Annotated in this window: 13 protein-coding genes; 5 read left to right on the forward strand and 8 right to left on the reverse strand. The window is 65.3% G+C overall.

Annotated elements, in window-relative coordinates:
- Window positions 1-51: 51 nt before the first annotated feature.
- The 6 genes from RW112_RS14810 to RW112_RS14835 all read right to left on the reverse strand — a co-directional run bounded on the left by RW112_RS14810 (window position 52) and on the right by RW112_RS14835 (window position 7,180).
- The gene (locus tag RW112_RS14810) at window positions 52-1,593 is read right to left on the reverse strand and encodes an FAD-dependent oxidoreductase (RefSeq protein ID WP_317782507.1); all 1,542 of its coding nucleotides are present in this window, start codon (window positions 1,591-1,593) and stop codon (window positions 52-54) included.
- Window positions 1,590-3,047 (reverse strand): FAD-dependent oxidoreductase, encoded by a 1,458-nt coding sequence (locus tag RW112_RS14815; protein WP_317782508.1) that lies wholly within the window; start codon window positions 3,045-3,047, stop codon window positions 1,590-1,592. Before RW112_RS14815 ends, RW112_RS14810 begins: the two co-directional genes overlap by 4 nt.
- 30 nt (window positions 3,048-3,077) lie before the next feature.
- Window positions 3,078-4,463: a flavocytochrome c gene (locus RW112_RS14820; RefSeq protein WP_317782509.1), complete on the reverse strand. Its 1,386-nt coding sequence runs from the start codon at window positions 4,461-4,463 to the stop codon at window positions 3,078-3,080.
- A gap of 93 nt (window positions 4,464-4,556) precedes the next feature.
- The gene (locus RW112_RS14825; protein WP_317782510.1) at window positions 4,557-5,390 is read right to left on the reverse strand and encodes an SDR family NAD(P)-dependent oxidoreductase; all 834 of its coding nucleotides are present in this window, start codon (window positions 5,388-5,390) and stop codon (window positions 4,557-4,559) included.
- A 2-nt stretch (window positions 5,391-5,392) separates the two neighbouring features.
- Window positions 5,393-5,767, reverse strand: a complete 375-nt coding sequence (locus tag RW112_RS14830; RefSeq protein ID WP_317782511.1) for an NIPSNAP family protein — start codon at window positions 5,765-5,767, stop codon at window positions 5,393-5,395.
- 3 nt (window positions 5,768-5,770) lie between these two features.
- Window positions 5,771-7,180 (reverse strand): MFS transporter, encoded by a 1,410-nt coding sequence (locus RW112_RS14835; protein ID WP_317782512.1) that lies wholly within the window; start codon window positions 7,178-7,180, stop codon window positions 5,771-5,773.
- 180 nt (window positions 7,181-7,360) lie between these two features.
- On the opposite strand from RW112_RS14835, the gene RW112_RS14840 reads away from it, so the two are divergent.
- Window positions 7,361-8,116, forward strand: coding sequence for an IclR family transcriptional regulator (locus RW112_RS14840; RefSeq protein ID WP_317782650.1), 756 nt, complete (start codon window positions 7,361-7,363; stop codon window positions 8,114-8,116).
- A gap of 63 nt (window positions 8,117-8,179) precedes the next feature.
- Here the strand turns inward: RW112_RS14840 and RW112_RS14845 are convergent, their stop codons facing one another.
- Window positions 8,180-9,103: a LysR family transcriptional regulator gene (locus tag RW112_RS14845; RefSeq protein ID WP_305942398.1), complete on the reverse strand. Its 924-nt coding sequence runs from the start codon at window positions 9,101-9,103 to the stop codon at window positions 8,180-8,182.
- A 192-nt stretch (window positions 9,104-9,295) separates the two neighbouring features.
- Here RW112_RS14845 and RW112_RS14850 point away from each other — a divergent pair, with 192 nt between their 5' ends.
- Both RW112_RS14850 and RW112_RS14855 read left to right on the forward strand, forming a co-directional pair.
- On the forward strand, window positions 9,296-9,736 hold the full coding sequence (locus RW112_RS14850) for a CBU_0592 family membrane protein (RefSeq protein ID WP_317782513.1): 441 nt from the start codon (window positions 9,296-9,298) through the stop codon (window positions 9,734-9,736).
- A 77-nt stretch (window positions 9,737-9,813) separates the two neighbouring features.
- Window positions 9,814-10,602 (forward strand): GOLPH3/VPS74 family protein, encoded by a 789-nt coding sequence (locus RW112_RS14855; RefSeq protein ID WP_317782651.1) that lies wholly within the window; start codon window positions 9,814-9,816, stop codon window positions 10,600-10,602.
- Window positions 10,603-10,624: 22 nt separating this feature from the next.
- On the opposite strand, the gene RW112_RS14860 is transcribed toward RW112_RS14855, so the two are convergent.
- A complete protein-coding gene (locus RW112_RS14860) occupies window positions 10,625-11,365 on the reverse strand; it encodes an IclR family transcriptional regulator (protein ID WP_317782652.1) in 741 nt (246 codons plus the stop codon).
- A 181-nt stretch (window positions 11,366-11,546) separates the two neighbouring features.
- Here RW112_RS14860 and RW112_RS14865 point away from each other — a divergent pair, with 181 nt between their 5' ends.
- Together RW112_RS14865 and RW112_RS14870 are read left to right on the forward strand one after the other, a co-directional pair.
- Window positions 11,547-12,050 carry a tripartite tricarboxylate transporter TctB family protein gene (locus tag RW112_RS14865; RefSeq protein ID WP_317782514.1) on the forward strand — a complete coding sequence of 168 codons (504 nt, stop codon included), beginning with the start codon at window positions 11,547-11,549 and terminating at the stop codon, window positions 12,048-12,050.
- Between the two features lie 2 nt (window positions 12,051-12,052).
- Complete coding sequence (locus tag RW112_RS14870; RefSeq protein ID WP_317782515.1) at window positions 12,053-13,555, forward strand: tripartite tricarboxylate transporter permease; 1,503 nt, start codon at window positions 12,053-12,055, stop codon at window positions 13,553-13,555.
- Window positions 13,556-13,602 lie beyond the last annotated feature (47 nt).

The raw sequence follows: 13,602 nt of genomic DNA on the forward strand, positions 1-13,602 counted from the left end.
CGGACGACGGCGGGACGTCCCGCCGTCGTCCGCTCACCTCTTCCGGACCCCTCAGTCAACCGGGATGTACTCAGCCGGCTTGAGGTCCGAACGGTCCTGCGCCTGGGCCGCGTGGCGGCCGGCCAGGCGTCCGGAAACCATGGCCCAGCCGATGTGCAGGCCGTGGTTGAGCAGCTGCAGGCCGCCCTGGCCGGTGGACCCTGCGGCCCACAGCCCGGGGATGGCCTCGCCGTCCGCCGTTGTTACCCGCAGTTCGGTGTCAACGGCCAGGCCGCCGTCGGCAAGGGTGATGAAGGCGTTCATCGGACCGAGCGCATAGAACGGCCCCTCGCTGACACCGCGGCCGAGACTCTGCCGGCCAAACCGGCTGTCCGTTCCGGCGGCGACATCCGCGTTCCACTCATCGACGGTGGCCCGCAGGACGGCGGGCTCCAGGCCCGTACTCTGGGCGAGTTCCTCGATGGTGTCGGCGCGGTGGTAGACGTCCGGGCGGTACCGCCGGTAGTCCTCCACGTAGGCGTAGGCCACGCCCGGGAACGTGGAAACCGGGTTCGGCCAGGCGGAGAACTTCCGTGCCACCCGTTCGTCGAACACCATGAAGGCCGTATTCTTCCCATCGGCGGCTGCGGCGCGGGCCATCAGCTTGTCGGAGTCCTCGTTGGCGATCCGTGTCCCGGCATGTCCCACCAAGATGGCCCCCGACTGGTACATCGTGTTGTTCGGGCCCACCCAGCTGGTCAGGGCGCCGCGGATGACCACTGCCAGCAGGTTCTTGGGCAGCCGTTCCACAATGAGCCGCATGGCCTTGGACAGCAGCGGGTGCGAGGGCAGGAGCTTGATGGGGTCCGGATGCTTGGAGGGGGCGAAGCGCAGCCCCTCATAGAGCCGGTCCATCTGCAGCATGACGCCGCCCACGCTGGCCCCCATCTTGAAGCCGTCGCCGGTGTTGTTGGGGTTGACCGGCGGAATTTTGGCGGCAGCTTCCCCGACGAACTCGGCCTTCATTTCCGTGGACGCGGAGTAGTCGCCGGTGGCCAGGACCACGCCGCGGCGGCCGAAGAAGTCGATGCCATTGGCCCTCGCCCCGATGATCTCCCCGGCGGCGTTGCGCAGCAGTTTCTCCACGTTCCTTGAGGTCCGGATCTCGACGCCGCGTTTCCGGCATTCCCTCAGCAGGGCCTGCGCGTAGGCGGACGAGTTCGGCAGCACGTTGTGCATGCGTGGCTTTTCGTACGGCGGCTCAGGGGTGGGGCCGAGGAATTGCACGCCGATGCTGGAGAGCCACTCCACTGTGGCTCCGGCATTCTCCGCCAGGATCCGGCGCAGCGCCTTGTTCTCCCGTTCCTCGAATTCGCCGTTGGCCACTTTCATGTCGGCCACGAAGAGGTCGATGCTGTCGTTGACTCCGGCCCGGTACTGGTACGACGTGTTGGCCGCGGTGAAGGAGCCCACGGACATCGCCGTGCTGCCGCCCACTTTGGGGCACTTTTCCAGCACAATCGCGCTGGCGCCACTCGTGGCTGCCGAGATGGCGGCGCACATACCTGATCCGCCGCCCCCGATGATCAGGATGTCTGCTGTAGTGGTGGTCACGATGCTTCCTTGTCTGTGGCCTTACGGCCTGCGTAGGTCAGTTCCGGAGCGCGGCTCAGTTCGGATGCCCCGCGGGTCCAGGAGGGGGTTGCGCGTTCCGCCGCGGCGCGGCCCGCCCACCGGCCGGTGATGTATCCGGGGGCCAGGCCGCCGGCGTACCCGTAGTTGGACAGGCCGCCGATGTCGGCGCCGGCCGCATACAGGCCGGGGATAGGCCGTCCGTCGTAATCCAGTGCCTCGCCGTTGCTGTTGGTGCGCACCCCGCCGAACGTAAAGGTGATGGAGGGCTGGACCATCAGGGCGTAGAAGGGCCCGGTGCGCGGAGCCCTGGCCGTGGACGAGACCTGGACGCCGAGGGCAGTGCCGCCGCCGTTGCCGGCCACGGCGGCGTACTGCTGGAGGGTGGCACAGAGGTTGTCCCGGTCCACGCCCCAGGCCGAGATCTTCCCCACCAGCTCGTCCAGCGTCTGCGCCTCCGCATATGTTCCGCCCGCTTCGACGGCGATCGCGAAACGGTCGATCGACCCGAGGCCGGGAAACGGCTCCTGGATAACCTCGGTGGTCCGGACGTGGTCGTCAAAAATCAGGATGCCCCGGGCTTCCGGCTGGAACGCAACATCCTGGTTGAGCAGCTCATCGCCCTTGGTTTCGTCCGCAAAGCGTTCGCCGCGGAGGTTCACCATCACAGTGGACCCGGAGTAGTACTGCGAGTACGGCAGGTAGTCCTCCGCTTCGAACCGGTGCACCGGGTAGGGCAGCAGATGGCCATAGAACGTGCTCATCGCCGTGGTCCCGCCGGAGCCCGCCGCGCGTGCGAGCCGCAGTCCGTCGCCAACGCTGCCGGGGTTGGAGCGCAGGAGCAGCCTGTCCGCATTCGGGCCGATATGCCGGGCAAGTTCATCGCGGGCGCCCTGGAACCCGCCGGTTGTCAGGACGACGGCGGGTGCGGTGTAGCGGATCAGACGGCCGCCGGCGTCGCGCGCCGTTACTCCGGTGACGGAGCCGCCGTCGTGCTCCAGACCGGTAACGGCAAGGCCGGTGAGCACGTCGCCGCCGGCAAGGCGGACTTCCTGCCGGCACCATTCCAGGATGGCGTGAATGTCGGTGGAATACCCGATGCCGAAGGTCATGATGTTCCGCTTGGGTTCGGCGGCCACCCGCGCCCCCGACGCCCGCAACTCCGCCAGTGCGTCCTCATAGTCGTCCACCAGACGGGCGCCCAGCTCGAGGTTCCCCAGCGGGATCCGTGCCTTGTAAGCCTCCACCGTCGGCGCGGTCCAGAACATGCCGGCCGAGAGGGCGGCCGAGCCGCCAAGAGTCTCTTGCTTCTCCAATAATGCGACCTTGGCACCCTGCCGGGCGGCCGTCATGGCTGCGGCCGACCCGCTGATGCCCGAGCCGACAACAACAACGTCCACCTGACGGGTCTCGTCGACGTTCTCTGAGAATGACATTGCAGTACTCCTCTGTAGCGAATCGGGCGGTCAGGCCCGGACGAGGGGCAGGTTGGCGCTGGCGTGCTGGGCGACGACGCGGCCGAACACCGCTCCCTTGCCCAGTGACGTCCCCGTCATGTAGGCCGCGCCGTGGAATCCGCCGGTAACCTCACCGATGGCGTAGAGGCCGTCAATCACGTCGCCGTCGATGTCCGTCACCTGGGCGTCGGTGTTGATGGTGAGCCCGCAGTACGTGGTGGTCATCAGGGACTTGGCCGGGTAGGCGTAGAACGGCGCCTGGTCCAACGGCAGTAGGTCACCGACGCCGTTGCACAGGTTGGTCCGGCCCACCTCGTCCGTCTGTTCGCCGGCAACGGAGGCGTTGTAGCGGGATACCGTCTGCAGCAGTCCGGCCGCGTCGATGCCGGCGGCCTCCGCGAGTTCTTCAAGACTGTCCGCCTTGTACACGTGGCCGATGTCCTCGAGCATGTCGATGTCGTTCAGCGGAATCCCGGGGTGGGATTTTGCGCGGACCTTCGCATCGAAGATCTGGAAACCAAGACCCTCGGCCTGTTTGAGGACCTCCCTGCCCAGGACCTTGTACGACTGGGACTCGTCCATAAAACGCCTGCCGGCAGTATTCACCACAATCGCACCCAGGTAGTAGGCGGTGAGGAGTTCATGGAACTCCTCACCGGTATCCGGATGCGAACCATACGTGGCGGTCACGTAGGCCATGTCAGCCATGCCCGCCCCGAGCTTCCACGCCATCTTGAGCCCGTCACCCGTGTTGCCTTTTCCGCCGTACGGGATCGCTGCGAGCTGCTCCGGGGCGAAAGTCCGGAGCAGGTCCGTGCTCCGGCTAAACCCGCCGGTGGCCAGCACTATCCCGGCCCGGGAACGGAACAGCGCCTCACCCTCGGGGGATTGGACGACGACGGCGGTCACCCTCCCGGAGTCCTCACGGACCAGCCTGGTTGCGCGGTGGTTAAGCCGGGTTTCGCCGCCCTGGGAGGTGAAGTTTCGGTGGAGTATGCCGAGGACTTCGGTAATGACGGAATTGTGGCTGCGCGGCGCCGACTGTCCCGAGCTGATTTCCAGGGCCCGGAAAACCACGCCCTGGTTTTTGAGCCAGTGATAGGTCTCCGTCTGGTGCTCCAGGTAGGTCTCGAGCAAGGCGTGGTCGCTTGCGCCGCCACCTGCCGTGACCATGTCGTTCAAGAAGAGTTCGGCCGAGTCGCGGACACTTTCCGCTGCCTGCTCATCGGTTCCGGAGAAGGCGAAGAACCCCCCGCTCATCGCCGTCGAGCCTCCGAGTTTTTCGGTCTTTTCCAGCAGGACGACGCTAAGTCCGGCCTCGGCCGCGGCGGTGGCGGCCGCCTGCCCGGCGATGCCGGAGCCGATGACGACCAGGTCAAAAGAGTATTCGGGCATGGACATTGTTGCTCGCTTTCAGGTGTTTCTGGGAATCGATCTGGGTGCTCCGAGGGCTCTTACGAAGGCCGGACGGACACACTGGATCCGGAGTCAGCAGGTGACCCAGCCGCCGTTGACGTCGAGGCTGGTGCCGGTGATGTAACTCGCCCGGTTGCTGACGAGGAAGGCGACGGCGTCGGCGATTTCTTCGGGCTGGGCGAAGCGCTTCATCGGGACCTGACCCAGGAGCCTTTCATCGATGGGGACGCTGGACATCATGGGCGTCTGCACGAAGCCGGGGGCCACGCCGTTGACCCGGATCTTCCGGTGGGCCAGTTCGTGCGCGAGGCTTGCGGTCAGATTCTGCAGGGCTGCCTTCGACGCTCCGTACGCCACGGAACTCGGCAGGAAGAGCCCGGAAGCGGCATCAGCCGGACCGCCCGTGCCCAACTTGGAGGTAATGGAAAGAAGGTTCACGATGCTCGCGCTGCCGTCCGTGGGCATGTACCGGTAGGCCTCGCGGATCAGGAAGAACGGGGCGCTGGCATTGACGGCCATGACATGGTTCCACTCTTCGTCGCCAAGCTCGTGGAAGGGGATTTTGGCGCCGTTGCGCTTGGGGGAGATGCCAACGGCGTTGATCAGGACGCCGATGGGCGCGATCCGGGCGGCAAATGCTGCCAGTTCGCGGTTGGCTTCGCTGCTGGTCAGGTCCCCGGCGAAACCGCTGTGGGCTGCGCCGCTGGCTTCGGGGAGGCCTGCCACGGCCAGGTCCGTTGCCTCCTGGTCCCTGTCAGCGACGACGACGGCGTAACCTTCCGCCGCCAGCCGGTGGCTGATGGCCCGGCCGATGCCTCCGGCGCCGCCAGTGACGATTGCCGTCTGGGTAAGGGTCTTTTGTGCAGGTGAGGCGAGGCCGGCGGCCTCGGTAAGGGTGACTCCCATGGTCAGCCTCTCAATTCTTCGGCGAACGCCGTGTTTGTATCTGCGATGGAAACGGGCAAATTCCGGATGGGTGAGAACGACGTGGGATACATGATTTTGTTTTCCATCGTCATGATCATGGGGCGGATGATGGCCAGACATTCCTGCCACTGGGTGTTCTTGGCCAGCTCGGCCCGGCGCGCCCGGCGATCCTCAAGGTCCCTGTAGGCCCAGAGATGGTTCAGCTCGTTCTGGCGGCCGAACTCGGTGACGAAGTAACCGAGGAAGCCCCCGAGGATCGGTTTCTGCGCCGGCAGTCCGATCTGTTCATAGGCGGCCAGGTAGTCCGCGAGGCTGGCCCCGGTGTGTAGGACGTAGGTGCGTTGTTCGACGATCACGGATCAGTTCACCGCCGCTTTGGCCGCGGTTTCGGTTTCGGTCTCATCGGCCGGCGCCGGGACGGGCACATGGCGTCCGAACCGCTGCTTGTGGCCCTCGAGGGTCTTGCCGTCGCCCATGAGCAGCATGTTGACCAAGGCCGCGACGATGATGACCACCCACGCAATGGTGATGGAAAGGGTGCTGCCCCCGCTGATGCTCAGCAGCCATGATGCAAGGAATGGTGCAGGGGCTGCGAACACTAGGTTGGAACCCGTCAGTGCCAGTGCGGAACCCGTGTAGCGCATGTGCGTGGGGAATGCCTCGGCGAAGAGTGCACCCTGTCCCGCATTTCCGAATTGGGCTGAGACCAGCGCGAATGCGACAACCGCCAGCGTCAGCGGGAAGCTGTGCAGGTCCACCACCTGGAAGAAGACGAAGGCAGCCACCAGGGTGAAGAACGATCCGATCATGAGAATCTTGCGCCGCCCGTAGACGTCGGCGAGGCGGCCGCCCCACCAGATCGCGACGACGGACAGGAGATTCGAAATCATGATGATGGTGAACGTCTCGCTTTGGGCGTACCCGTGCGTGGTGAGGTAGCTGATGCCGAAGACACTCACAATGTAGAAGGTGACGACGATCGGGGCGAAGGCCAGCATCAGCCGGAGGATGGTCACGCCGTGGGTCTTGATCACGATTGCGGGGTTGGTCGACTCGGCGCCCAGTTCCTCCATCCCCTTCTTGAATACGGGGGTCTCCTCGACTTTGAGGCGGATGTAGATGCCCACGGCTACCAGCAGGATGCTGAGCAGGAACGGCAGGCGCCAGCCCCAGGCGAGGAAGTCCTGCTTGCTCAGCACCCCGGAGAGCACTGCGAGCATGAGGTTCGCCAGGACCTGGCTGATGGGTGATCCCATCGCCATGAGGGCTCCGTAGAATGCACGCCGGTCTGCGGGGGCGTGTTCCATGGTCATGAGCTGGGCGCCGGTGGCCTCGCCGCCAAGGGCGATTCCCTGGATGAAGCGCATTAGGACCAGGGCAAGCGGTGCGATAAATCCGATGGCCGAGTAGGCCGGCAGCAGCCCGATGACCATCGATGCGGCGCCCATGAGGATGAACGTGGTCAGCAGGATCTTGCGGCGACCGAAGCGGTCTCCCAGGTGGCCGAAGAGGATCCCGCCCAAGGGCCGGGCGAAGAAGCCCACGCCGAAGGTGGCGAACGAGGCCAGGAGTCCCATTGCCGGGCTGAGTTCATTGAAGAACACAACGGGGAAGACGGTGGCCGCCATGGCACCGTAAACAGCGAAGTCGAACCATTCGAGCGCTGAGCCGAAGGTTCCGCTGAGGACGGCGCGCCTGGCCTCGGCAGGGGCGGGCGTGCTGGGGCGCAGCGGGCGCCGGGCAGCCTGGGTCGAGGGGGATTGAATCATCGGGACTCCTTTGTCGGATGATGCGTGTCGGATGACGATGCGAGGAGAGGGAACGGGAGGGGGAGTGCAGTCGCCGCCGGAGAAACCGGGGGACCGGCGCTGGGATTCCGGCGCCGCCTGACGATGTGAGTTTAGGCATGGGCTTGTGTGATGCGCAATACCCAATATACTTATTGCGTGATGCGCAATAATAATGTTTCCCGGGTCGAGTCAGTCCACCGAGCGCTGATGCTCCTCAAGCTCATGGTTCAGGAGGGCTCGCTCAGTGTGACGGAGGCGGCGAAGGCGCTGGACGTCGACCCGTCCACCGCCCAGCGGCTTCTGGCCACGCTGACGAGCGATGGTTTCGCCGAGCAGGGTGAGCAGCGGCGCTACCGCCCCGGCCCGGAACTCCTGAGGGCGGGAGCGATGGTGTCGGTTCCCTCGCTGCGGGTTCGCGCCAGGCCGTATTTGGAGCGCCTCTTCGAGCGGGTGGGGGAAACCGTCCACTTGGCCACGCTCGTGGGTGCGACGATCCATCACCATGACGGCATCGAGGCCGCGACGCACGCGCTGCGGTTCGGGCTTCGGGTCGGCGTCGTCCTCCCCGCCCACGTCACGTCGGCGGGCAAGGCCATGCTGGCGGACCTGTCGCCGGAAGAGGTGGAAAGCCGCTACCGGAGCGTGCCGTCCGTTGCGGGCGGACCCGCTACCGAGGTGGACTTCGAAAAGCTCCATCGGGACCTGGCCGAGGCCCGCCGGCGCGGAGTGGGCATGAACTTCGAAGAGAGCGAGGACGGCGTGGCCGCCCTGGCCGTATCACTCGGCGTCATCGACGGCGAGCATGCCGCTTTCAGCATTGCGATGCCCATTGCGCGGTTCGGATCCGGCGATGCCGAGCGCCTCGCGGGCCACCTGTTGAGGACAGCAGCGGAATTCAAGGAAGGCATTTTGTAGACAGGGAGGGAAGCGGACGACGGCGGGACGTCCCGCCGTCGTCCGTCACCCGAACGCACCCGGTCAGGAAGTCGACCGTGTGTCGAACGCCGCGGCCGATTCCCGCAGAAGGCGTGCCACGGTGTCCGCAGGCATGCTGGTGGACCGCCGTCGGTCGAACCGCCGCAGGACAATGCGGCGCGTTCCGAGCCCGGGGACGTCCAGGATGTCGACGCCGTCCTGGACCACGCCGCTCAACGCCAGGGTGGGTACGATCGCAATGCCCTCGCCCGCAGCCACGAGTGCGAGGGCGGTCAGTGTTTCCTGGTACTGATGGACAGTCTCCATCCGGGCGCCTGTTGACTGGCGAAGCCGACCGAGCACCGCCGCGTTGGCGGCCGACGGCTCGACGCCTAGCCACGGAAACGGCAGCCCGGCGAGGTCAAGATTTTCGGTGCTGAGCAGGGCGCCCGAGGGAACCACCAGCTTCCATGGTTCGTCGAGGAGGGGCTCTTCGATCATTCCGGCGGAAAGGGAACGCTGCTCGGCCGTCGTCGAGTCCAGCTCGACCACGACGGCGTCCAGCTGGCGCTGACGTAGCAGCCGCATCAAGGCAGGAAAGTCGTCCTCAACGATCCTGATCTCCAATTGCGGGTACTCGACGCGCCACTCGGGCAGGCGCGGGATCACCACTGTCCGAACAAAGCTGGTGAATCCGCCCACGCGCACGACTCCTGCGACCGTGGCCCCGCCTTCGATCCGGGCGCGGGCAACGCTGAGTGCGCGTTCAATCTCCTCGCCTGCTTCGGCAACTGCCAGGCCGGCGGGGGTCAAAACCGAGCCCTTGGGTGTACGCACCACCAAGGCGTGCCCCGTCTCGTCTTCCAATTTGTTGAGCTGCTGCGAGACGGCTGAAGCCGTAATTCCCAGCTCGTCAGCCGCGGCGAGGACCCCGCCCGTGCGGGCAATCGCAAGGAGGACGCGCAGCCTGCGCGGATCGATATCCATGTTAAGTAGTTCTAAACCATGCCTTCAGTGGAATGCAATTGCTCTAAAGGTGTGCCTTCCTCATAATTGCTGTTGAAACGACGGTCCGCGGGAGGCATCCAGGCCGTACGTCCAAGCCAAAACACACACATAGCCCGCCATCTATACTCCGCCCAGCGGACGGCAGCCGGGCACCACCTCTGAAAGGACATCATGGAACTGCTGTGGGAAATCGCAGGTTGGTCGGGGGCAGTTCTGATCCTGTCGGCATACCTGTCTGTCTCCATGGGTTGGTTGAAGGCCGGCAAGCGCTTCCAGGTGGCCAACCTCATCGGTGCATGCGCGTTCATCGTCAATGGTGCCGTCCACGAAGCGTGGCCCTCCGTGGTCACGAACGTTGCCTGGTGCCTTATTTCCGCCATCGCAATTCTTCGTATGCGCGCCACGCCCGAGTCGCCGGTGGCCGCCGTCGAGGCCCCGCAGGTGCAATTCCCCGGCGTACCTGACACAACCGGCCAAATCGCAGTTGTCGAGGCAATTACTTCTGCCGTTCACGGCGACGTCGCCGGGCGCGCCGCTGAGTGCCAGGCCAGCCTGCGCGACGGGCGGGCAGCGGATTCGGCGCTCCTCAGTAGCGCCGCGGGGAAGTGCTAACGACGTTCCCCAGACGTAACCGTCGACGCTTGCAAATCCTCATTGTGGTGGATGCCGAACTGGGCCACCATGATCCTATGGATGCTGAATCAGCCCAAGCGGTGGAACCGAGCCTTCCCCAGGCTTTCCTGCTTTTGGCCACAAACGACAAGAACGGCAAGCCCGAAGTGCCCTTGTTCGCACTCAGGACCACAGTGGCAGGGGCAATACTGGCCGAGCTGGACCTGCTCGGTGCGGTCGAGTTGGAGGGGAAGCATGTCAGGGCCACCGGCACTGCCCCCGCTACGGACTTCCAGGACGAGCTGGAGCTCATCCGCGGCAAATCCCGGGCCCGCACTCCCAAGTGGTGGGTCTCCGTGCTGGACAGCCGCGCCGAAGTGCAGCGTGTGTACGAGGGGATGGCGTCCTTGGGCACCGTGGAACATGTCGGCGAAAAGCACCTAGGCAGGTTCCGGGCCGTGCGGTACCCGGAGAAGGACCACGCTCCGAAGGCGGCGCTCCTGAAAAAGATTGAGGCTGCCCTCAGCGGTGCTCCGGCGGATCTCGAAGTGCCGGACACAGCGGCGACCGATGCGCCTGCGGCTGCCGCGCCAGCGACCGCTCCCGGGGCGCCTTCAGCGGCGGCCGATGCCGGGGCGCCGGAGTCAAAAGCGGCTGAGGCCGCGAAGCCCGGCGCCAAGGCACCCGACGTCAGAACCACGGTGCTGATCGCCCTGCTTCAGGCGGCCGGATTGCTCGGCAAGCTCTTCCCGGCAGCAGATCTAGCCCGGGCCAGTGAGTTGTCCAGGGACTATTGGCCGACCCGAGCCGTGGAGGACGAACTTCGCCTGATCAGGCTGGCGGAAGAAGAAGCCGCAACTTTGTGATGGTGCGGATCGCCTGGATGCCCTAGTACACGGAGCCTTCCAGCAATTCCGAGAGCCTTGCCGCGGCACGCCGAAGCTCGGGGACCCCGGCTTTGAGTGTGGCTTCGCTGGCTGCCTCCACCGGACTGGTGAGCGAAATGGACTCACTTGGCCGTCCCGCCCGGTTCGGCACGGCGACGGCGACAGACAGTACGCCGGTAGCGCGCTCATCGGCCGAGTAGGCGTAGTCGGCTTCGGGCTCGGGCAGCCGGGAGCGGAGCACCTTGGCGGTGAACGTGGAGTCCTCAAGGCCGGCCGCTATCGCCGCCGCCACTACTTCCTGGAGCTCTTCGTCAGAGGCCGAGGCGAGCAGGATCTTGCCTGCGGCGCCGAGGGTGAGCGGAAGCCGCTTGCCCAGCGGGAGGTCATATCGGAGCGGAGCTTCACCGTCCACGCGGGCCACAAGGATCCGTTCGAATCCGAGCCGCGTATACAGCGACGCCGTGAGCCCGGTCTGCGACGCCACCTGCTGAAGGACGGGACGGGCTGAGACAACCAGCGGATCATTTTCCAGGTAGCTCCGGGCCGCCGGCAGCACGGCCGGCCCGATCCGGTAGGACTTGTCGGTCTGACTCACCATGCCGAAGTCCTGCAGGACCCGCAGGATCCTCAACGTGGTGGGCGAGCTCATGCCGCATGCCCTGGCAATGTCACTGAGGCGCTGGGGGCGCTCTGCCCGCTGAAGCTCCGCGAACACTTCCAACGCCCGGGAAAGAGACCGCATATTCGAGGCCTTCGGGCCGTCCTCTGCGGAGCTGCCTGAATGTGTGGAAGTCGCGGTCGTCATTCTTTCATTCTATGTAACATCCTTCCGCTTGACAGCTCACTGTGTCTCCTGTCACTATTTCTCTGTACGCAATATAGTTTCACTGTATGAAATAGCACAGGCGAGTAAGAAGGAAACGATGACAACGGAGTCACTCATGACGAAACCGGAGAGCGCCGCCCGGGTGGCGCCCTCCGTGCTGGTGGGCATCGGCGCATTTGCCGCCGTCGGCGTCTATGTCCTGGTCAGCTCAACTGACCTGGGCCTCTGGACGTCCCTCGGCCCGGGACCGGGCCTGTTCCCCTTCGCGATGGGGGCAGTCCTTGTTGCCATGGCTGTTCTCTGGCTGATCCAGGAGCTGCGCCGCCCGAGTGACACCGTCGACGGCGTTGACCGCGCCCTGGTGATCGCCGTCGTCCTGAGCCTGACAATCCTCGCGGCCGTGATGGACCTGCTCGGCTTCCAGCTGAGCATGTTCGTGTTCCTCATGTACCACCTGAAGCTGCGCGGACGCAGGTCCTGGCTCTCGTCGCTGATCACGGCCTTCGCAGGCAGCGTGGGAGCGTTCTACGCCTTCAACTACGGCCTGAACGTGACGCTGCCCGTCTCGGCCTTCCCCCTGCTGAACGCGATCGGACTCTAGACGTGGATATCTTCAACGAACTTATGGGCGGCTTCGCGGCCGCCATGACCTGGCAAAATCTGCTCTTCGCCTTCCTGGGCTGCCTGCTCGGCACCATCATCGGAGTCCTGCCCGGCATCGGCCCGGTGGCCGGCGTCGCACTGCTCATCCCCCTCACTCTGAACCTGGATGCCACCGGCGCGATCATCATGCTGTGTGCCATCTTCTATGGCACCGCCTACGGGGGAACCATCACCAGCGTCCTGTTGAACACTCCCGGTGAAGCTGCCTCGGCAATCACCACGATCGACGGCTACGCGATGACAAAGATCGGCAAGGCGGGAGCTGCCCTGACCATCGCCGCCGTCGGATCCTTTGTGGGCGGAACGATAGCAACCATCGGCCTGGTGGCGGCAGCCAAACCCCTCGGGGAACTGGGCCTGCTGGTCGGACCACCCGAGTTCTTCGCCCTGATGGTTGTCGGCATTTCCCTGCTTGTCGCGCTGGCCGGCAAGTCCATGGTCAAAGCGGTCATCTCCGGCGCCCTGGGCCTGCTGATCGCCATGGTCGGCATCGACCCGGTGGCCGGCGCCCCGCGGTTCACCTTCGGTATGGACCGGCTCCTGGACGGGGTCAGCTTCGTGGCCGTGATCGTGGGTGTCTTCGGCCTCTCGGAACTTCTCTCCTACCGCAAAGACACCGCCACCCCCACTGTGCACGCACCGAACCTGCGTTCGCTGCTCCCCACCGGCAAGGAATGGCGCCGCAGCGCGCCGGCCATGGCCCGCGGCACTGGCATCGGCTTCGGCCTTGGGCTCATCCCGGGCATGACGGGCTCCGTGTCATCCCTGCTGGCGTACGGCGCCGAAAAGAAGTTCTCCCGCCACCGGAACCAGCTGGGCAAGGGCGCCATTGAAGGTGTCGCCGGTCCCGAGACGGCCAATAACGCCCACGCAAACGCCGCACTGATCCCGTTGTTCACGCTCGGAATTCCGGCATCACCGACGATCGCCGTACTGATGGGAGCCTTCCTCCAGCAGGGCCTCACCCCGGGGCCCACCCTCTTCACGGAACACTCCGAGATCGCCTGGGCCATCATCGCCAGCCTCTTCATTGGAAACCTGCTCCTGCTCCTGCTGAACGTTCCGCTGGTCGGGCTTTGGACCTCCATCCTGCGCGTGCCGTCGTCGATCCTGACCGCCCTCATCCTGCTGTTCATGGTCATCGGCGCCTACACGATCAACTTCAGCGTCTTCGACGTTTTCGTGATGATCGGATTCGGTCTCCTCGGCCTCGCCCTGCGCCACCTGCAAATCCCGCTGGCCCCCATGGTCCTGACCCTTGTCCTTGGTCCGCTCATGGAGCGCTCCCTGCGGGAGTCCCTCGAAATCTCGCAGGGCGACTTCGGCATCTTCACCAGCCGCCCCATCTCCGCGGTCCTGATCGGCCTCGGCATCCTGATCGTCTTCAGCCCGCTGCTCAAGCTCCGCAAGCCCAAGGCGCTCAACGAAGACCCCGAAACCTAAACACCACCCTTCCACGCACTGCCCCCAGCACGCACTTCAAAGGAGAA

This window comes from Arthrobacter sp. B10-11, assembly GCF_033142195.1.
In the GTDB taxonomy this organism is placed as follows: domain Bacteria; phylum Actinomycetota; class Actinomycetes; order Actinomycetales; family Micrococcaceae; genus Arthrobacter; species Arthrobacter oryzae_C.